Source organism: cyanobacterium endosymbiont of Rhopalodia gibberula, assembly GCF_003574135.1.
Classification (GTDB): Bacteria; Cyanobacteriota; Cyanobacteriia; order Cyanobacteriales; family Microcystaceae; genus Rippkaea.
In genome coordinates, this window is sequence record NZ_AP018341.1 from 2,132,560 (window position 1) to 2,153,200 (window position 20,641).

The window sequence follows — 20,641 nt, forward strand, 5'->3', positions numbered from 1 at the left end:
TCTCTATATTTTAAATATTTATATACTCCTGAATAGATTCAGAAAATTTCAATAAGTTTAACTTATGATTGAGAAGGAAAAACAAAATAACTTTTACTTATAAAAAGAATTTATTCTGAACAGATAAGGGATTTAGGGACATCTTCCCTTAGAATGAATCTGTTGTCTTGTGATTAAGCCGATAGATTGTTAATCTAAGGATCGTATCTATGCGAATACTAGCCCTTGTTCCTGGGGGAATTGGCGACCAAATCTTATTTTTTCCTACCCTCGAAGATCTCAAAACCCAATATCCAAACGCCACAATTGATGTCATAGTTGAATCCCGTGCTAAATCAGCTTATCGGGTGTGTCCCTGTATTCATGAGGTTCTCATCTTTGATTATCAAGCTCACAGTGGATTGGCTGATTATTTGAACGTCTTGGGTATAATCCGCGATCGTGAATATGATATCGCTCTTAACTTAGGACAAAAGTGGACCATTGACCTACTTTTGTGGTTGAATGGCATTCCTTTAAGAATTGGGTATCGAAGCCAAACCTCCTGGTTTGTATCTAACCCTGTTCCTCTTAAAACAGAACAGTACGCTTCCCATGTTGCCCACGATCTGCTAACCGGTTTAGGGATTAAATCTTCTTGTCCTCCCCTAAAAATTGCCGTCCCGACAGAAGATATTGACTGGGCGCAAGCTGAACAGCAACGACTTGACCTGAAAGACAATTATGTGCTGATCTACAACGGTTCGAGTCGAGTTCCTCAAGAGTCTAAAGCTATTTATCCAGTTGAGCAATGGAGGACTATTATCGATAGTTTTAAACAAAAACAGCCAAATTTATCAGTAGTATTATTGCAAGATAGCAATAATTCAGAGCAAACCATCTTGATGCAAGAAAATTATCCTATGCTCAAAGTAACTCGACCTGGTGATGTCGGTAAACTGGCAGCTATAATCGCCGGGGCTAATTCGATCCTCTGTACTGATAGTGATCCTCTTCAGTTAGCCGTCGCCGTAGGGACTTATACTTTTGCTTTGTTTGGACCTACAGACTCGACAAAACTGTTACCATCGGGATCTGAGCGTTATATTGGCATTCAATCCTCTACTGATAAAGTGGCTGATATTCCACCAGAAACTATTATGGTCAAAATGTGGGGAAGCTAGATTCTAGCTTAGCAAAGGTATTACCATATATACCAAACTTATAGAGACGTTGCTTGTAACGTCTCTGCTCCCATTTAATCCAACATCTAATCTAAACTAATACGAGATCCCCATAAATCTTGGGGAATAAAGGCTCGGTTTTTGGGTAAAGAAACCACGGATTCGGTTAAGGTGAATTCTCCTGCTTTAATCCATTGCTTGAGTTCTTGGGCAACTTGTCGAGAACGAGAAATACTGGCCAAAGGAGCGACTCGGACTGTTTTCCCCTCAATGTTTATTTTTCCACTTTTGAGTTGAGCATAACTGACTAAGCCAAAAGTGGGACGAACCCGACGGGGAATAGCAAAATCTACCACAGGAGCGACAATGTCCTGATCGTTAACTGCACAATGTTTAATTACGTCGGGAGAAAGAACCGGTAAGGGAATTCCAACTCCCAACATTAAGGAAGGTCCATAATTGTGGAAATAGCACCCTCGAACCCATTTGGATGACATTTCTTTAGCATCTCCGATCAAAGCTAAAGTGGCTGCCGGTCCAATAGGAGTTTTGTTAGGTAAGCGTTTTTGTAAAGGAAAATGTTGAGTCCCTTCCCAAGCAATATAACCAACACCACCACCAAGGAAAATACGGGTTCCGATGCCAATCACTTCTAAGTTAGGATCATTAATTAGCGGTCCAATCGCTCCTGGATTAGAATAAACAGCGTTGCCTAATCCAGGTTGTAAAGGGCCAAGATAAGTATAGAGGGAATAATCACCTCCGTTAACTCCTACAATAAAGTTCTGATATAGGTTGCGCGGATTATACAAATAGAATTGATTGATAGTCTCACGGGTAATGGTGGTCTCAAAAGAAGTTCTAGGATAACAATCAGTCACCTGTCCAACTGCCCGTAAAGAAACAGGTTGACCGGCAATTAAATCTTCAATAACATGACCACCCCCTCGTTCTGATATAGCTGTTCCCTGACGATTATCTCCATCAGCTCCTTCTCCAGTAACAGGATAATCAATCATCGCCGTTGCGCCTAAGTATAAATCCACCGCTCCAAATCCTGCATAGGCTGGAATTCCCTCGATCCAACATTGACGAATTTTAATAGGAGGATCGGTATGTCCTAGATTAATAATTGCTCCGGAAGATTCCATCGGTTCAAAAGTCCCAGTACAAATAACATCTACTTCCTCAAATGCTTGTTCTACACTACTATTTTGTACTCGTGTTTTCAGTTCTTCGACAGTCCACACCACCACTTGTTGGCGAAGGATTTTGTCATTAATTTCTCGGATAGTACGCATGGCCAATTATCTATGGGAATGGGAGGTCTGTTGAAATATTTTAGCTTTGCTCCCAACAATCTCAACAAAATGACTCTAATTTATAACCTTAATAGTCAAGATATAAGCAACACTTGAGATTTTGCGCCACCTTATTAAATAAGGATGAAATAAAACGGTCATAGTACGAGTGAGAAAAGTTTTTTTTGTTGATCCAAAAAAATGAACAGAGATCGGCTTCTAACTTGATAGGTTATACTCTTGCCTAAGAACTGTATATACAAGGTTTTATTGAAAATTTATAACGGCTGGTTTTTGACTGTTAACTGAGCAGTTAGATAATAACCTGCACAACCGAGCAACTTGTTTAGATTCTTGAGCTCTTGATAATGAACTAAACGCTACTTAAAAAGAAGAAAGAATTCTATTATCTTTTGGTAATCACCTAGAAGATTGAGTAATCTTTAAAACTTTTAACTTGCAAAAACTTTACTGAATTTTTACTAGTTGAGGGTTTTGTGGACAAATACAAAACTCTCAATGAGAATACAGTGCTTTAGAATTAATTCTATTTGTTTGCTTTTATCGGAGTCATTTACTCTCCCATTCTGAACTCTAGAATAAATTAATTGTAGTTCCTGAGGATAAGCAGACAGTGATGACCGCTAAAGAACTAGTGTTAACTTTTTGATAGAAAATGACTTAGGGGACAAATTTCTGGTTATTTACCCACCACTCTTGTCATATTTTAACTGGTTCTATAGAAAAGTTTGTCCAGGAGGTAGAATTGGCTAAAAGTGATGCAGCGCGAACGGAACTTCTTTAGCCTTTTCTTAAGGAAATCTTCGAGAATATCAATATCAATAGGCTAACTCTGATTCAGATTGTTATCCTAATTAATAGGGCAGTTGATCAGCCAAATTCAATTAAAGTCTGAATCTTAGATTGACTTATTGTTTTGAGAAGACTTCAACCATTTTTTCCACAAATCAGATCGGCGTTCTTGAGTTCTTTTAAGTTGTTGTTGATACCGCCATTTTTCAATTGCTTGATGATTTCCTGACCTTAACACTTCAGGAACTTCCCAACCCCGAAAAATAGAAGGACGAGTGTATTGGGGATAATCGAGTAGCCCAGTTTCAAAACTTTCAGATTTAAGAGATTCAATCTTGCCAATTGTTCCAGGTAAAAGACGAACCACTCCATTAATTAAAGCTAATGCGGGAATTTCTCCACAGGTTAGAACAAAATCTCCCAAAGAAATTTCTTGATCAACTAAGTGGCGAATACGGTCATCTACTCCCTCATAATGGCCACAAATGAGAATCAATTGATCATACTCAGTGGCCAATTTTCGTAATAAAGGTTGGTTAAGAGGTTCTCCTTGAGGAGTCAGTAAAATAATATTGGGTTTAGACAATACCGATAAAGACTCTACTGCTGAAAAAATAGGTTCAGGTTTTAGAAGCATTCCCACTCCTCCCCCGTAGGGCTCATCATCTACGCGGTGGTGCTTATCAAAAGCAAATCTACGAGGATTAACGAGATTAACTCTGGCAATTTCTTTAATCAAAGCTCTTCCCAAGAGTCCCTCTTGAAGAGGAGAAGTAAAAAAATCAGGGAATAAGGTTATAACATCAATTTGCACAAGAATAATTCTGTATATTCAAAAAATGTTGTCTGATAGTCGTCTACTTACGTCGAGATAAAACCAGCAGAAGAAAATTCTATCATAAGATTACGTCGTAATTTAATGAGATTTTTATGAAAAATAGTGTACTAATAATACTAGTTGTTGTACGATGAACACAGTCTGGTTCAACATCTAACTTCAGGTTAGACTGTTTATCTGTAGCGTACAAAGAGCTGCCGTCTGCACGTTTTCCTCAATTGAGGGTTGTCCACTAACTAATGTTGCAGTGTCCATATTGGGTGTGTTGTTTCTCCCCGGAATCCCTAGGAGAAAATTGCTATTTAAGTGTTTGACCGCACTCTTCTTAGAGAAGATAATTGTGAGTGCGGATGTAATCACGGAAAAGTTGTCGATTTAATTATCAAAGAAATTTGACGTAAAAATTCTGAAACTCAAAATAAAGCGATTGTTGGATGAAGTTGTGGATGTTGAAATAGGATTGGGTCGCATGGATAAGAAGGAATTGGTGGTCATCTTCTCTGAGAGAATCACTCAGGTGATTTTTTCTGTTAAAAACCGTGAGCTAATTGCAGACGAAGATCTCTAAAGTTTTTAGAGCCTATCAAGCAACAAATTTAAATAGTTCACTGATGAAAATGTCAAAATAGAACTATTAACTAAAAACTCTATCAATACCTCAATTGCCTGTGGACGCTTCACCAAACTCAATTACCAAATTTGATTCTATCGATGCTGCTTTAGCCGATATTAAAGCTGGTCGCTCCGTTGTGGTAGTAGATGACGAAAATCGGGAAAATGAAGGAGATCTAATCTGTGCTGCCCAATTTGCCACTCCAAATATGATCAATTTTATGGCAGTAGAGGCGCGGGGGTTAATTTGTTTAGCCATGATGGGGGAACGCCTCGACTCCCTAGATTTACCTCTGATGGTTACAAAAAATACTGATAGTAATCAAACTGCTTTTACTGTCAGTATCGATGCTGCACCTCATTTAGGGGTAACGACGGGCATTTCTGCCGATGATCGCGCCCGCACTATCCAAGTAGCAATTAACCCCCATACTCACCCTGACGACTTAACCCGTCCAGGGCATATTTTTCCAATCCGAGCCAAAGAAGGAGGGGTTCTTAAACGTGCTGGACATACGGAATCAGCCGTTGATTTATCGAGGTTAGCAGGACTATATCCAGCTGGAGTAATTTGCGAAATCCAAAACTCTGATGGTTCTATGGCACGACTCCCTCAATTGTTCGAATATGCCCAAAAACACCATTTAAAACTAATTAACATTGCTGATTTAATCAGCTATCGCCTTCAACATGATCGCTTCGTCTATCGTGAAACAGTCTGTCAATTTCCCAGTCAATTTGGGACATTTCAGGTTTATGCCTATCGTAATGTTCTCGATGGAACTGAACACATAGCAATTGTTAAGGGAGATCCTGCACAGTTTATGGATCAACCGGTCATGGTGCGAATGCACTCAGAATGCTTAACAGGAGATGCTTTGGGATCACTGCGTTGTGACTGTCGTATGCAACTGCAAACCGCCTTGAAAATGATTGAGGAGGCTGGGTTAGGAGTCGTCGTTTATTTACGCCAAGAAGGGCGAGGTATTGGCTTAGTTAATAAATTAAAAGCTTATTCCCTACAAGATATGGGACTCGATACGGTGGAAGCTAATGAAAAATTGGGGTTTCCGGCTGATTTACGCGATTATGGTATGGGAGCACAAATGTTAAATGATTTGGGTATTAAACAAATTCGTTTGATTACTAACAATCCCCGAAAAATTGCTGGTTTAAAAGGATATGGTTTAGAAGTAGTAGATAGAGTTCCTTTATTAATTGAATCCAATAATTATAATTCCAGTTATTTGGCGACAAAAGCTGAAAAACTAGGGCATTTATTATTAAATACTTATTTAATTACAGTTGCTATTGATTGGGAAGTAAAGGAGATATCAGCTAAAGAACGTTATGCTAATTTAGAGAAATTACGAAAGTTAGGTCGTTCAGCTCAATTACTTTTACAGGAAGAAGTTAGACCCGTCGCAATCGCTTTGTTTGGTAGTCCTTCACTAATTTTTCATCTAGGGTTTGAACAAGGAAAAATGGTTAATCCCCACTGGTATCGAAACTCAAAACATCCTTATTTAAAGGCGATCGCTGAGATCCTTGATGAACTTTCTGGTTGGAAGAGTATTCAACGTCTAGAATTTCTCATTTCATCAGGGGATGATCCCATGTTAGGGTTGCAAGTTCAATTAGATCGTCATACTTTTCCTGTGACTCAAAAACCCTCTCAATATTTGACCAACCTAGAGATGCAAACTATATACAGTTTTTATTAGAAAAGGTATCCTTGAGAGGCTCTGTAAAAATCCTATTTAAAACTTTAACAGTCCTCTTATCTTCTAAGATGTGGGTAAATATGATTTTTGTTCAAGGATTTCTTCCAATATTTTTATTAAAAGTGAGGATTGAGACATGGACTAAAACAGCAGGAGCTGTTGGACATAAATTAGAACAGAGAAAAATTATTACAATTTTAGACAGTATTAGTCCATCTGTTAGTTCGACAGTTTATTAAAAGTTTATATAGAGTAGCCTTTATTCTCAACACCTCGATTAACTATTAATAAATCTTCTCCCATTCTTGCTTGACTACAGAGCAAACTCTTTAGATAAAAAATGTTGTTTCTTTCGATAGCTCTTTCTCGAATTTATCTCAATATATGGAATTTTTATAGTCTAAATTAGAAGAATAGCAAATCTTCTATTTGGTTATAAGAGACCAAAGCAGTATCAAAATCCAAAAAAGTAGGTTTGCAGTTTATTTACGGAAATATTTGGAAGAGAAGCGTATTATCACTGTTTTAAATGTAGATCATGCTGAGGATTTTGATAAAATCACCTTTACTGTGTAAATTATGAAGGCAATGAAGTAGCACATAACTATTAAGGTCATACCTTTGTGTCGTTATAAAAACTTTGCTTGTAATCTTAACAGATTATTAAAAAAATCTTCATCATTATGAAACCGGATTGACTAGAATCATCTTATAAGAGAGGGTTTAATGCTATTAAACCCATAAAAAAGCCAGTTTTATAGAAAATTTATCACAAATTTTCTATAAAAAGAAGATTTAAATTAACCAACTCAATGGTATGATAGCCAGTCCAGTTAGTTTTGATTAAACTACATCATTGATTAACCATAAATTTATATCAATTAAGTGAACTGGTATTTAGTATTTGTCCGTCCGAGTAAATACAATGTTTTCTTAAAGTATTTAAAGTTTAAAACTAACAACAATCAGCTAGAATAACCATTTGTAGATAAAATTTATCCTACTAATCTAGTATGTTGAGATATGGTGTTAGTTAAAATTAATAATTTTCAATATAATCCAATCTAAATGAGGAGCAATTAAAAATTTTTAATGTATAGAACCAAAGGCGTTAACTAAAAAGAAACTAGGAAAATTCTAAAGAAAAAATATTGAAATACACTCAGAATAAGAATTTTAATAGTTATTAGCTACTGACTTAGTAGACTTAGTTCAGCATAGAAGATCTTCTATTGTTAACTCGTTGTCGTTTTCTTTCGTACAAAAGTACGGCACAGGCTATAGCCACATTTAATGACTCGACTCTTTTTCCTAAAGGGATGCTAACAATTTCATCAGCTAAAGTCACCAATTTTTTGGATAACCCTGCCCCTTCATTTCCCAATAAAATTAAAGTAGGTTGAGTCAAATCTATCTCCCAATAAGGTTGGGTTGCGGTTGGTAAAGTTGCAATAACTTGTACACCTGTCTGTTGATACTGTTTAATAACAGTAGACAGATCAAAACTCACTATCATAGGAACTTGAAACCAAGCACCCGCAGAACTTCTTAATACTTTTGGATTATCAACTTCAACACTGTCATCGGTCAGCCAGATTCCATTAACTTCAGTAGCCACGGCAGTCCGAATAATTGTTCCTAAATTCCCTGGATCTTGTAGTTTTTCTAGGATTAAACCCAACTGGAAATCAGCGATCACTGATTCTGGCTGTTTAAGGGAAACCATTGTTGCAACCACGCCATCAGGCTTAACAGTAGTTGTCATTGACTGCAGCACTTCTGTTGTAACAAGTTCGATGCGTTGCGCCTTTTGCGATGCAATTGTCCATAATTGAGGATAGCGAACTTGCCATTGTTCCGTAAAACATAATGTCACCAGGGAACAATTAGACTCGCAAGCCGTCTGTAACAAGTGAGTCCCTTCCAAAAGCAATAGGTTCTGTTCACGCCGTCCCTTAGTACGATGTAACTTTCTAATCTGCTTAACAAGAGGGTTCTTAATACTAGTAATCATTGGGGATCTTTTAAGTACTCACCTTGATCCTAATCTGATGCGGAACTCGGGACTTGAACCCGAAAGTCCTTGCGGACACTAGAATCTGAGTCTAGCGCGTCTACCAATTCCGCCAGCCCCGCAATTTGACAAAGTCGCTTCCTGATGGTAGCTAATTTAGCTAATTAAGTCAAGAATTAAAATCCATAATCGTCGATACTCTTTTTTTGCCTCTTTTGCCAAGTTTAAGCGAATATATAAGAGTTAACCTAGACTTTTTTAGTTATTTAGGGTTAAATTGTAGACAAATTTTAATTAAAAACTATAATCTCTTATAGTTTTTGAAAAAACAATCATAAAGATTAACTATATCTTAATGTCTATGCCCTCTCATCTTGAAAAACAGCAACCGGTTTTAGAAATTCAGGGTCAAACTCCCCTTAAAGGAGAAGTCGTCATTAGTGGAGCTAAAAACTCTGCTCTTGCCCTGATGGCAGGTTCTCTTTTGTGTTCTGAAGACTGTCGCTTAAGGAATCTTCCCTCTCTAGTTGATGTCAACCGCATGACCCAAGTTTTGGCGTCTTTAGGAGTTAAGCTTCAAAGAAACGGTGACATTTTAGATATCAATGCTCAAAGTATTGGCAAATCCCAAGCTCCTTATGAATTGGTATCCCAACTGCGGGCAAGTTTCTTTGTTATAGGTCCATTGTTAGCCCGTTTAGGCATGACTCGTGTACCATTACCGGGGGGCTGTGCTATTGGAGCTAGACCGGTGGATCTTCACGTCCGAGGATTACAAGCCATGGGCGCTGACGTTCGTATCGAACATGGAGAAGTCCATGCTTCTGTTAAAGGGAGTCATAATCGCTTAACCGGAGCAAAAATTTATTTGGACTATCCGAGCGTTGGTGCTACAGAAACGATTATGATGGCAGCAACTCTAGCTGATGGGGAAACTATCATCGAAAATGCAGCCCAAGAACCAGAAATTATCGATTTAGCAAGTTTTTGCTGTTCCATGGGAGCTAAAATTCAAGGAGCAGGAACTAATAAGATTATTATTTCTGGGGTTGAGTGTTTACATAGTACAGACTACTGTGTTGTCCCTGATCGCATTGAAGCAGGAACCTTTTTGGTTGCTGGAGCTATTACCCAGTCAGAAATAAGTCTATTTCCTGTAATTCCTGAGCATATAGCTTCAGCTATTGCTAAATTGAGAGCTATCGGACCTCAGGTCATCATCGAGGAGCCTAATCGCTTACGTTTAATTCCTGCACCGTTACGAGCAACTGACATTGAAACCTTACCCTTTCCTGGGTTTCCTACTGATATGCAAGCCCAATTTATGGCCTTATTAACCCTAAGTGAAGGCAACAGTGTTGTCACCGAAACTGTATTTGAAAACCGTCTGCGCCACGTGGCAGAGTTCCAACGAATGGGAGCAGATATCCGCGTTAAAGGTAACATTGCTTTGGTACGGGGGGTTCCTTTCCTTTCAGGTGCACCAGTCATGGCAACAGATTTACGGGCTTCCGCTGCCTTAGTATTATTAGGCTTAGCAGCTCAAGGAAAGACGTTAGTACAGGGGTTACATCATTTAGATCGTGGCTATGATAATTTAGAGGGAAAATTACGCCAATTAGGGGCTAATCTCCGTAGAATTAATCTTGCTTCTGAAGAAGAATTAACCTCATACTCAACAGTAACTAATTAGTAGTCAAAAGTAGGAATATAACTAATGTAGGGTGAATAGTTTTCACCCTTAATTATTTTGTTTTGTTAAAAGTCATAAATTGGACTTTAAATTAATTTTATTTAAAATAGAAAAAAGTATACCAAGAATCCAAACTTAGATGCTGATTTTCCTATCAGCTAGATTTTTAAAAGTCGCTGTAAAAATTAAGTTTATAAAATCACTCAAGAGAACAAAATAATTTATTTTAAAGTGAAATACGAAATATCAATTTCAACTGAATTTTGGTGTGAAACTTAAAAAGTTTATATTAATTTGTAGTTAATACATCTATTTATAATTAATAAGTAGTTAAACTCAATCTAAAGAATAACCTAGCTAAAAAGCAGATAGGTTTACTTTTTGAAGATCGAGTGGCTTGTTTATGATTACTGTGTTGAAGTCATCTATCATTATCGCTTCACTTTTTTGTTATTTGCTTATATTATCTTGTGTTTAAAAAAGTGATAATTACCCTCTAAAGTTTCAAGATTGGAGTTTTCTATTTTGCTGGAGATTATCTAAAACAAAGTAAGTTAGTTAGCTTTTATTGACTGTAGCTATTAATAGCTCTATTGAATTTTACTTAAATACTATAAAACCCAGAATAGCACCGTACACTTTTTGGACCTGATGCTATTTAACTAACAAAGTCTTTTATCTATTGATAGAGTTTCATGGACTACATTGCATTAACAGCAACAATTTTATTGTTGCTGTTAATGCAATGTCAATATTTTGATAATTTGTTGATGTCATTCGGATTATTTTGTTTATGCTGCTTTATCTTTAATAGTGTGGAGGAATAAAAAACTTTAATAGTTTGTCTATAAGCAATCTTTGAGAGCTTTTTATTTTTAAATATTTTTGATTTTTAAGCTAAAATATCCAGAATTTTCTCGTATATGTCCACCATTCGTTAATTATAACATTCTTGTCCATAGCACGGAATAATTTCTCTAGTAAACCAGCAAAACGACTAGAGGTCACTCCACAAAAACATAATAGTTGGAGCAAAACTGACTGAACCAAGTTTGATCCTTAAAGGCGGCACCCAGATTCGAACTGGGGGATAAAGGTTTTGCAGACCTCTGCCTTACCACTTGGCTATGCCGCCATTTCTATAGACCCTGCCATTGTATCAAAGATCATGGAGTTTATGCAATTCTTAAAACTGTCATAGTGAAAGCTATTTTTTAACCTCAGGCAAGTGTACACTCAGGGCGGAGGGTAGGACTATTTGTTTGTTAGTTCACTTCTATTTGTTTGTTAGTTTACTTGCTCGTCTAGAGTCGACTCTAAATTTATGATTAAAAATACTCGTTATCTATTTGCCTTATTAACTTTATTGGTCGTAGGATCGGGGTCAGTTGTCCCTATTTCCAAAAACGTAAACGCTGCACCAGATCCCTTTACAGATTTCTATCAAAAAAATTGTGTCCCGGAAGCACAAGCATCCGGTCTGACCAAGGAGGAATCCAGAAAGTTATGTAACTGCACTGTTAATATACTGAAAAGTAAACACACATTCAATGACTTTCAAAATTTATTAACTAGATATCGTAATAGAGATCCTAAGGCTAAAGAAATTTTGACCTCTTATGGAACGGCTTGTTTTGATGAGGTTCTCGGAGATCTCTTATTTGAAGATTAAGAAATCGTCATTCAAAAAGACGACTTGGTATAACCAAAGGAAATGACAGTTAAGTAGTAACTTGATGAAACAAGCCCTTCGAAAGAGTCTAAACATTTCTCGTCTTGCTATTAAATATGCACGACTGACCCTATGTTTCTGGGTTATTGTAACAGTTTCTGGTATTTTTGCCTTTAGTTCTTTGAAATACGCCTTGTTTCCTGATGTTTCCTTTCCAATAGTCGTCATACAGGCTACTATGCCTTTTAATACTGCAGAGGAAACAGAATTAAGATTAACCAATCCTCTTGAAGAATCTTTGCAATCACTTAACAATGCTGAGTTATTTTCTTCTAGCTATCCTGGACAAAGTATTATTAATGTAGCATTTGATGCACGATTAAAATTAGATAAGTCTACTAAGATCGTGAAATCTGCTCTTAAACAAGCTAATTTGCCCTCTAATGCTAGTGTAAAGGTTAGGACTCTCAGTATTAATGAATCAGCAGCTATCAGCTATGCAATTCAAAGTGAGACTCAACCCCTGGAGACATTAGCAGATATTGCTCGACAGGAAATTATCCCCCCATTAGAAAAATTACCAGGGGTAAGTCGGGTGGAATTATTGGGAGATGGCAATTTTAGGGAAGTCAAGAACACTAAATCTGATGAGACAAATCCTCCAACACTGGTACGCTTTAATGGAAAAGATGTCTTGTCAGTACGAATAGTGAAGCATGCTGATGCTAACACCCTTAATGTAGTAAATCTCACAAAAAAAGCAATAGACGAGTTACAAACTACTTTACCTGATGTACAGTTAATTTTGGCAGAAACTCAAGCTGATTACATAGAAGAAGCTACTCAATCAACTATTCAGGGGCTAATTGGAGCAATTGTTTTAGCTATATTAGTTATCTTTCCATTTTTACAAAATTTTCAGGCAACTTTAATTACTGCTTTGACCATTCCTATCTCCTTATTAGGAACTGCTATTGTGATGATGATCGCAGGGTTTAATCTTGAAACCCTTACTTTATTAGCATTGGCGTTAGTTATTGGCATTATTGTTGACGATGCCATTGTGGATATAGAAAATATTACTCGTCACATTGACCGTGGAGAAAATCCTAAGAAAGCAGCTATCAAAGGAACTGATGAAATTGGACTGACAGTAACAGCTTCAACTATTACTATTGCAGCTGTTTTTATTCCTATTGCTTTTATTGGAGGTAATCTTGAGCACTTTTTTAAACCTTTTGGGCTAACGGTTTCTGCCGCAGTTTTTATTTCTTTAATGGTTGCTCGAACTTTATCTCCTGTTTTAGCTATGTATTGGATGAAACCCAGGACAAAAGAAGCCAAAAAAAAGAGAGTTTTTTTCTTAGTTCATCCTTATCGTAATTTATTAAATTGGTCTTTGGTAAATCGCAAGACTGTGATAAGTATTGCTCTAATCAGTTTAATTTTAGGGCTTTCTTTAATTCCATTAATTCCTAGAGGATTTGTCCCTAAATTAGACCGGGGAGAGTTCAACATTATTTATACTTTACCAGTTCCCAAAATTCCTCAACGATTACGTACCAGTTTTAATAGTGACGCTTCTTCATGGATTTCTGATTTAGCTCAATCACCCGAACAATTTTTATTACGAATCAATAGTCGTGTGGGAAAAAAGTTTGAACGGCTAATTTTAGATGATTTTAATGTGAAATCTGCCTATACTATTGCTGGAGTACACGGTGATCCCCTGAAGGGAAAAATATACATAAAATTAAACAGTGATCGCCAATTTAGTACTAGTGAAGTTCAAGAACGTATTAGAAATATTTTACCTAAATTGCGAGGAGTAACCACTAGCATTGAAGATATTTTATTTGTAGAAACAGGTGATGACAGTACTTTAAAAGTTGCTTTGTTAGGAAATAACTTTAAATCTCTACGACAAACAGCAGAGAAATTAAAATCTCACATTAAAGGAGTTCCTGGATTAGTTGACGTCAAAATGTCTGGGGAGGATGAACAAACTCTTGTAATTGAACATTTTCAAAGACAACGAGTTATTTACATAACAGCTAATTTAACAGAAAAAGTCGGATTAGGGGATGTTACTAATAAGGTAATTTCTATTACTCAGTCGAATTTGCCTCATGATATGAGTTTTGATATTCAAGGAGCATCGGCACAAGTTCGTAAGATTTTTAGTGAATTTGCCATTGCCTTAATCTTAGCAGTTGTCTGTATGATAGCCGTTTTGTATATTTCGTTTGGACGATGGTTAGAGCCATTAGTGGTGGTTTTGTCTTTACCATTGACCCTTATTGGCGCAATGTTAGCTTTATTAATTACCCAGAATGATTTCGGAATGATTTCTTTAATTGGGTTAATTTTCTTATTAGGATTGTTAGATAAAAATGCTGTCTTATTAATGGACTATATTAGTCAATTAAGACAACAGGGAATAAATCGTCATCAGGCTATTTTGGAGACAGGAGAAGTACGCCTCAGACCAATTATCATGACGACCACCTCTACAATTTTAGGAATGTTGCCTATTGCATTGGGACTGGGAGCAGGTTCAGAATTAAGACAACCTATGGCTGTGGCTATTATTGGAGGATTAATCACTTCGTCTTTATTAAGTTTAATTATAGTTCCAGTCCTTTATACTTTATTAGAAGATGGATGGATAAAAATAGTGGGTAAAATCTCTAATCCTTTAAAGTAATTTCATTACTTCATAAAAAAACTAGACTAAGTGATCTACATTTAAAATAAATATAAAAATACTTTTTTTATCCAATTATTAAGATATTACTTTTCACTTATAAAAGTGGATGGCTAACGATAAAAACTAGGTAAAACTCTAACGGTTTTGATGTAATTATCATTTATTCCTTAAAATTGAAGTTATTTTTAAATTTAAAGAAAAATCATACAATAAAACCAAATTATCTCTATTTATAAAAACTTTGAACAAATAAGAGTCAAGCGCTCCTCACAATTTTCTCCAAACTACTTTCTTTATTGGATAAAATCTGTTAAAATAACTTAACAGATAAATGGGGGCGAATCCACACCTGAACCCTAGACTATAGCCATCAGGCTACACGGAAGGATTAGCGTGGTTTATAGCCCAAGTGTACAACAATGGGATGTGACCGAACAGTAATTCATGGGCAGTAAGCCAACTATTGCGATTTCTCACCTAGGCTGCGAAAAGAACCGTATTGACTCTGAACATATGCTAGGCTTGCTGGCGCAGGCGGGCTATCAAATAGATAGTAGTGAAGAATTAGCAGACTACGTAATTGTTAATACTTGTAGTTTCATACAGGAGGCTCGCCAAGAGTCAGTTCGTACATTGGTAGAATTAGCCGAAGCCAAGAAAAAAATTATTATCTCTGGCTGTATGGCACAACACTTTCAAGTAGAACTTCTTGATGAGATTCCTGAGGCCGTCGCTGTGATAGGAACGGGAGACTATCAAAAAATTGTTGATGTTATCCGACAGGTGGAAACAGGAAAAAAAGTTAAAGAAGTCTCAGTTAATCCTACTTTTATCGCGGACGAAACAGTTCCTCGCTACCGTACAACCACTGAAGGGGTGGCTTATTTGCGGATAGCAGAAGGGTGTGATTACCGTTGCGCATTTTGTATCATTCCTCACTTGAGAGGAAATCAGCGATCACGTTCTATTGAATCGATTGTCGCCGAAGCACAACAATTAGCTGAGCAAAGAGTACAAGAATTAATATTGATTTCCCAAATCACCACAAATTATGGATTGGATTTGTATGGAGAACCCAGACTAGACCAATTATTGAGGGCTTTGGGAACAGTAGACATACCCTGGATTCGGATTTATTATGCTTATCCTACAGGACTCACCAATAAGGTGATTAACGCAATTAGAGACACCCAAAACGTTTTACCCTATTTCGATTTTCCTTTGCAACATTCCCACCCGGCTATCTTAAAAGCGATGAATCGTCCTTGGCAGGAACAGGTCAATAATGGCATCATTGAACAGCTCAGAAGGTCTATTCCTGAAGCCGTATTGAGAACAACTTTTATTGTGGGTTTTCCCGGAGAAACAGAGGAATATTTTAACCATTTAGTTAATTTTGTCGAATGTAATGAATTTGATCACGTTGGAGTATTTACTTTTTCTCCAGAAGAAAGAACTCCTGCTTATCAGATGCCCTATCAGGTTCCGTCAGAAATAGCCCAACAAAGACGAGAAATCTTGATGCAGGTGCAACAGCCAATTTCTCTCAAAAAAAATCAAGATTATGTTGGAGAAATCGTTGACGTTTTAATTGAACAAGAAAGGCCTCAAACTAGGGAGAAAATAGGGCGTTTTTGGCGATTTGCGCCGGAAGTAGACGGTCTTGTTTATATTCAAGGAGAAGCTCCCTTAAACGAAATTGTGTCTGTTAAAATCACCTATGCTGATACCTACGACTTATATGGAAAGATTGTGCAACAACACAATGTTCTAGAAATAGATTCTTGATCGAAAACACGCCATAAGTTTTCCCTCAGCAGGAAAAGCTTACTAACCGCTTTGTATTAAATTAATCTCGCAGTTAAGTTACTAACTAACATTTCTTATGACCATTTCTTTTAATAGCTTAGGACTCTCTGATGACCGTGTTAATAAACTAGAAACCCTAGGTTTTACGAGTCCAACAGAGATTCAATCTAAAGCAATTCCTTTAATTTTGGAAGGACATGACATTCTAGGACAATCTCAGACAGGAACAGGGAAGACGGCAGCTTACTCCTTGCCCATTATGGAGCAGATTGATACAAACGATTCCAACATACAGGCACTTGTTCTAACTCCAACCCGTGAACTTGCTCAACAGGTTGCCCTTGCCCTTAAGGACTTTTCCACTGAACGCCGACTGTACATTTTGACTGTTTATGGAGGTCAATCGATTGACAGGCAAATTCGGAGTTTACAACGAGGTGTCCAAATTGTTGTTGGAACTCCAGGAAGGGTTATCGACCTATTAGAGCGCAAAAAGTTGGTTCTAGATAATTTAAAATGGGCCGTTCTCGATGAAGCTGATGAAATGCTCAGTATGGGTTTTATCGACGATGTGAAGAAAATTCTAAAGCAAACCCCTGACCAACGCAACACTGCTTGTTTCTCAGCAACTATGCCCCGTGAAATCCGAGAATTAGTTAACCAGTTCCTCAAATCACCTGTTACAGTGACTATAGACCAGCCTCAAGCTGCACCTGATAAAATTGAACAACATCTTTATGGTGTTCCTCGCGGTTGGTCAAAACTCAAGGCGTTACAACCAATTTTAGAAATTGAAACCCCTGAAACAGCCATTGTTTTTGTTCGGACTAAACAGACGGCTTCTGAACTTACCAGCAAGTTACAAGAAGCCGGGCAAAGTGTTGATGAATACCATGGCAATCTAAGTCAGTCCCAACGAGAACGGTTAGTCCATCGATTTCGAGATGGTAAAATTAGGATTGTTGTGGCCACAGATATTGCGGCAAGAGGGTTAGACGTTGAGAACTTAAGCCACGTCATTAACTACGATTTGCCGGATAATGCAGAAACTTATATTCATCGGATCGGACGAACAGGCCGGGCAGGAAAAAAAGGGACAGCAATATCTTTAGTGGAACCAATTGACCGCCGCATGGTACGTCAGATTGAACGACGAATTCGACAGAGAATAGAATTGTGTAGTATTCCTAATCGCTCTCAAGTGGAAGCTAAGCGACTGGAAAAACTACAAAAGCAAATTCAAGATTCCTTGGCAGGAGAACGGATGGCTTCGTTTTTACCTATTGTGCGGGAACTTAGCGACGAATATGATCCCCAAGCAATAGCTGCTGCGGCTTTACAGATGGTTTATGATCAAGATTGCCCCAATTGGATGAAGACTGATTGGGAAGTCCCTGAAGCAGGAATATCTAAACCAATTATTCAGGGTAAAAATCGCAAAGATAATTCCAAACCCCGTCGTAATAACTCAGGAAAAAAATTAGATCGTAAGACAGTCAGTCATCATAGAGGGCGTTAGAATACGATAAAAACTGAAATAGAGCAGTGTCAAGGATATCTTATAAAAAGTAGGATTAGGATGAATTTGGCACTGTTTTATTTGTCTATTTTTTAAGGTTTGTAATGAAATACAATAACACAAAAATATTAAGGTAATTTTTTTTAAAAAAAAGAAGTAATTGAATGATTGAGTTAGCACTATTAATTATGCTGGTATATGATAGCTGTGACTTATGATAAAAATGATTGTGATAGTATAAAAGAGATATTAAAGTTTGGATTCTATTGTTTATTTTGAATTTATTCAAATACTTTATATTTGTGATTAAAAGAGCAAAATTAAGAGGTAATTTTAAACAAAAAATAAAATAGAATAAGCATTATTAGGAATAAGGCCGGAAGAGATGTCTAAAAACAGAGAACGCTTCATATGGTTATAGTCCTAGCATAGAAGAATGCTAGATTCTGAAATCTAAAAAAAAGGGAAGGGGCTAGTTGGATTAGTGCTTTAAAAGAGGAAAGAACTTTCTGCCCCTCTAACTGTTGGGAGGGGTTTCGATAGAGATTTACCTGAAGCTTAGTCATCCTAAAATTTAATTCTTTAAATCGGGACTAGGAGACATGATTAATTTTTGAGTACTATACTTTTCATCTGTAAAGAAATAATCAAGTAAATGGCAGAATAATTTGGATGTGAACTATGGTCCATTCCACCAGACTTTTCAGATTTAAACAAAATTGAGAATTAGCGGTTTGTCGTAAAAACGATAATGAGGGGGTCTTTGCCCAACCACTCATGCGAATTTATGATCAATTATCCCTCAATAAAGATAGCAACCCTAAGTTAATTTTAAATCCGTATCACAAATACCTACTTGAGGAACCTTAATTAATTTCTTTCCTGAAAATAGTTCAGGAGTAAGTAAATTTGTGTATATTACTGGTTGATCATTTTCCAGCTAGAGTCCTCTCATGATTTTAGAAGTTATTTGGATTGGTGTAGAGACTTATATATAAATAAAAATACGCTTTAAAGTTAAATTTTTGTTGAATTCTATCTAACCTTAAACCCATAGAAATATTATAGTGCTTAGTCAGTTTTCTAATGCACTATAATATTTTTTTGTGGTGGAGTTCTCTGGTCAGTATCTTACAATATCCCAATTTTGACTGGTACTGTAATTGAACTCGATAGAGATATCAAATTCATGTTATTGATTGATATATTCTTGTACTAATTCAATAGTCTCTTTGAACTCGAAATAGATAATAGCGCATTTAGTGTATTTAAAAATACAAGCTAATCTAGTATTTTTCTAGTATGTTTAAAGTAAAATTAAAACTCGTTAATAACGATATTTGCTAGTGTCTCCTTAACTAGGATATCCAATAGTGAAACCTATAATATCATTTATAGTAAAAAAAGGTAGAATTTAATTGTTTTTATAAACTAAATAAACTAAGGTTTAAATAATGAGTGGAGGTCTGTTAAGAGTTCCTTTTTTAAGAGTGTTAACAGAAGAATAGTCAGGTAAATCGGTATTACTAATGTTATAATACTCTTAAAAATTAATTTAACTTAATTATACTGAAACCAATTAATCGATTTGTATTGGAAAATAATTAGAGGTAATTAAGTAAAAGATTCATTTTTTATCTGATCTTTTTTTTGTTTAAATTCTACCCTATTTTTGATAACAAATTTTTATATCAACATTATCGATATAGTAATTGCTCTACATTAGTAGTATATAAAACTACTAAGTGAACAGTATCAAGTATGACAGAGTAGTATTTTGGGGTTCTTTAATTTCTTTGAGAAGAGGTAGGCATTTTTTTGCAGGCTTAAGTATCAAACAAGTTTGAGTATTAAAAATATTTTTAAGTGACTTTTATTTGATTTTTAACTTAACATTTAAATCAAGGTATAGGTTGTTATTTTATTGGCAAAAGTTTTTAGATTAATAAATTATAGAAATCTTTAAATAATTTTAAACTAATCCGGAACGTAAAGCAACGACAGCGGCCTGGACTCGATCATCAACTGCTAACTTATTCATAATTCCCCGTACATGGGTTTTAATTGTATTGGCACTAAGATAGAGGTCTTCAGCAATTTCATTATTACTTTTTCCTTCAACAATTAACTTTAAAACTTCTAATTCTCTCTCAGACAGTAAAGCAATATTTTGGTTTAATTCTGGAGTAGGTGGTTTTAAATTATCTAATACTAATCGAGCAATTTGGGGATCTAAATAAGTTGCACCATCCTTAGCTGCTTCAATAGCAGCTAATAATCGTTCTAAACTCGCCCCTTTAATACAATAGGCATCAGCTCCACTTGATAAAGCGGCAATAACTTCAGTTTGTAGTGTATGAGACGTAAGGATTACTACATGAATTTGCGGTGATTTCTCCTTAATTTGTTTCGTCGCAGCAATTCCATCCAAACGAGGCAGTCCAATGTCCATAACAACTAAATCAGGCTGTAGATCTAAAGCTTGTTGAACTCCAACATAACCATCATCAGCTTGCCCAATAATCTCAAAATCAGGATATTCACTGAGAGCTTGTTCTAAGCCCAATTGCATTAGAGGATCATCTTCTACAATTAAAATTCTCATTTTAGGTTCATACGACATGATATGTAAAATTGATGTAACTTGGTTTGTCAATCAAGATATAAATTATACTAAAAAAATTCAGAAGATACTTTAGGGTGCTTTTTCCCTGTTTTCTTGGTTTTACTGGGAGTTCACCCAGGTGGAGGAAGTAAAAAGAAGATTAAATTA

The 20,641-nt window shown here is 36.3% G+C and carries 12 protein-coding genes and 2 tRNA genes; 7 read left to right on the forward strand and 7 right to left on the reverse strand.

Annotation, left to right across the window (positions count from 1 at the left end):
* Positions 1-209: 209 nt before the first annotated feature.
* On the forward strand, positions 210-1,163 hold the full coding sequence (locus RGRSB_RS06780) for a glycosyltransferase family 9 protein (protein WP_119260393.1): 954 nt from the start codon (positions 210-212) through the stop codon (positions 1,161-1,163).
* An 86-nt stretch (positions 1,164-1,249) separates the two neighbouring features.
* On the opposite strand, the gene RGRSB_RS06785 is transcribed toward RGRSB_RS06780, so the two are convergent.
* From RGRSB_RS06785 to RGRSB_RS09885, 3 genes are all read right to left on the reverse strand, one after another.
* Entirely contained in the window at positions 1,250-2,464 is a 1,215-nt protein-coding gene (locus RGRSB_RS06785; protein ID WP_119260394.1) for a homocysteine biosynthesis protein, read from the reverse strand.
* A 919-nt stretch (positions 2,465-3,383) separates the two neighbouring features.
* On the reverse strand, positions 3,384-4,091 hold the full coding sequence (trmD, locus tag RGRSB_RS06790) for a tRNA (guanosine(37)-N1)-methyltransferase TrmD (RefSeq protein ID WP_119260395.1): 708 nt from the start codon (positions 4,089-4,091) through the stop codon (positions 3,384-3,386).
* A 183-nt stretch (positions 4,092-4,274) separates the two neighbouring features.
* Complete coding sequence (locus RGRSB_RS09885; RefSeq protein ID WP_145961888.1) at positions 4,275-4,475, reverse strand: hypothetical protein; 201 nt, start codon at positions 4,473-4,475, stop codon at positions 4,275-4,277.
* Positions 4,476-4,783: 308 nt separating this feature from the next.
* Between RGRSB_RS09885 and ribBA the strand changes: the two genes are divergently transcribed.
* Entirely contained in the window at positions 4,784-6,451 is a 1,668-nt protein-coding gene (gene ribBA, locus RGRSB_RS06795) for a bifunctional 3,4-dihydroxy-2-butanone-4-phosphate synthase/GTP cyclohydrolase II (protein ID WP_119260396.1), read from the forward strand.
* Between the two features lie 1,207 nt (positions 6,452-7,658).
* On the opposite strand, the gene RGRSB_RS06800 is transcribed toward ribBA, so the two are convergent.
* Together RGRSB_RS06800 and RGRSB_RS06805 are read right to left on the reverse strand one after the other, a co-directional pair.
* Positions 7,659-8,465, reverse strand: a complete 807-nt coding sequence (locus tag RGRSB_RS06800; protein WP_119260397.1) for a TrmH family RNA methyltransferase — start codon at positions 8,463-8,465, stop codon at positions 7,659-7,661.
* A 38-nt stretch (positions 8,466-8,503) separates the two neighbouring features.
* Positions 8,504-8,587 (reverse strand) — tRNA-Leu (locus tag RGRSB_RS06805).
* Positions 8,588-8,826: 239 nt separating this feature from the next.
* On the opposite strand from RGRSB_RS06805, the gene murA reads away from it, so the two are divergent.
* On the forward strand, positions 8,827-10,158 hold the full coding sequence (gene murA, locus RGRSB_RS06810) for a UDP-N-acetylglucosamine 1-carboxyvinyltransferase (protein WP_119260398.1): 1,332 nt from the start codon (positions 8,827-8,829) through the stop codon (positions 10,156-10,158).
* 1,063 nt (positions 10,159-11,221) lie between these two features.
* Here the strand turns inward: murA and RGRSB_RS06815 are convergent.
* Positions 11,222-11,293: transfer RNA gene (locus RGRSB_RS06815), tRNA-Cys, on the reverse strand.
* Positions 11,294-11,482: 189 nt separating this feature from the next.
* Between RGRSB_RS06815 and RGRSB_RS06820 the strand changes: the two genes are divergently transcribed.
* The 4 genes from RGRSB_RS06820 (at position 11,483) to RGRSB_RS06835 (ending at position 17,868) form a co-directional block, all read left to right on the forward strand.
* Positions 11,483-11,830, forward strand: a complete 348-nt coding sequence (locus tag RGRSB_RS06820; RefSeq protein ID WP_119260399.1) for a hypothetical protein — start codon at positions 11,483-11,485, stop codon at positions 11,828-11,830.
* Positions 11,831-11,894: 64 nt separating this feature from the next.
* The gene (locus RGRSB_RS06825) at positions 11,895-14,537 is read left to right on the forward strand and encodes an efflux RND transporter permease subunit (RefSeq protein WP_119260400.1); all 2,643 of its coding nucleotides are present in this window, start codon (positions 11,895-11,897) and stop codon (positions 14,535-14,537) included.
* Between the two features lie 447 nt (positions 14,538-14,984).
* Positions 14,985-16,328 carry a 30S ribosomal protein S12 methylthiotransferase RimO gene (gene rimO / locus RGRSB_RS06830; protein WP_119260401.1) on the forward strand — a complete coding sequence of 448 codons (1,344 nt, stop codon included), beginning with the start codon at positions 14,985-14,987 and terminating at the stop codon, positions 16,326-16,328.
* Between the two features lie 97 nt (positions 16,329-16,425).
* Positions 16,426-17,868: a DEAD/DEAH box helicase gene (locus RGRSB_RS06835; protein ID WP_119260402.1), complete on the forward strand. Its 1,443-nt coding sequence runs from the start codon at positions 16,426-16,428 to the stop codon at positions 17,866-17,868.
* Between the two features lie 1,972 nt (positions 17,869-19,840).
* Here the strand turns inward: RGRSB_RS06835 and RGRSB_RS06840 are convergent.
* On the reverse strand, positions 19,841-20,473 hold the full coding sequence (locus RGRSB_RS06840; RefSeq protein ID WP_119260997.1) for a response regulator: 633 nt from the start codon (positions 20,471-20,473) through the stop codon (positions 19,841-19,843).
* Positions 20,474-20,641: the final 168 nt, after the last annotated feature.

Coding starts and splice junctions, on each gene's coding strand:
- RGRSB_RS06780 (WP_119260393.1), top strand. CDS start 210: ATGCGAATACTAGCCCTTGTTCCTGGGGGAATTGGCGACCAAATCTTA.
- RGRSB_RS06785 (WP_119260394.1), bottom strand. CDS start 2,464: ATGCGTACTATCCGAGAAATTAATGACAAAATCCTTCGCCAACAAGTG.
- RGRSB_RS06800 (WP_119260397.1), bottom strand. CDS start 8,465: ATGATTACTAGTATTAAGAACCCTCTTGTTAAGCAGATTAGAAAGTTA.
- murA (WP_119260398.1), top strand. CDS start 8,827: ATGCCCTCTCATCTTGAAAAACAGCAACCGGTTTTAGAAATTCAGGGT.
- RGRSB_RS06820 (WP_119260399.1), top strand. CDS start 11,483: ATGATTAAAAATACTCGTTATCTATTTGCCTTATTAACTTTATTGGTC.
- RGRSB_RS06825 (WP_119260400.1), top strand. CDS start 11,895: ATGAAACAAGCCCTTCGAAAGAGTCTAAACATTTCTCGTCTTGCTATT.
- rimO (WP_119260401.1), top strand. CDS start 14,985: ATGGGCAGTAAGCCAACTATTGCGATTTCTCACCTAGGCTGCGAAAAG.
- RGRSB_RS06835 (WP_119260402.1), top strand. CDS start 16,426: ATGACCATTTCTTTTAATAGCTTAGGACTCTCTGATGACCGTGTTAAT.
- RGRSB_RS06840 (WP_119260997.1), bottom strand. CDS start 20,473: ATGAGAATTTTAATTGTAGAAGATGATCCTCTAATGCAATTGGGCTTA.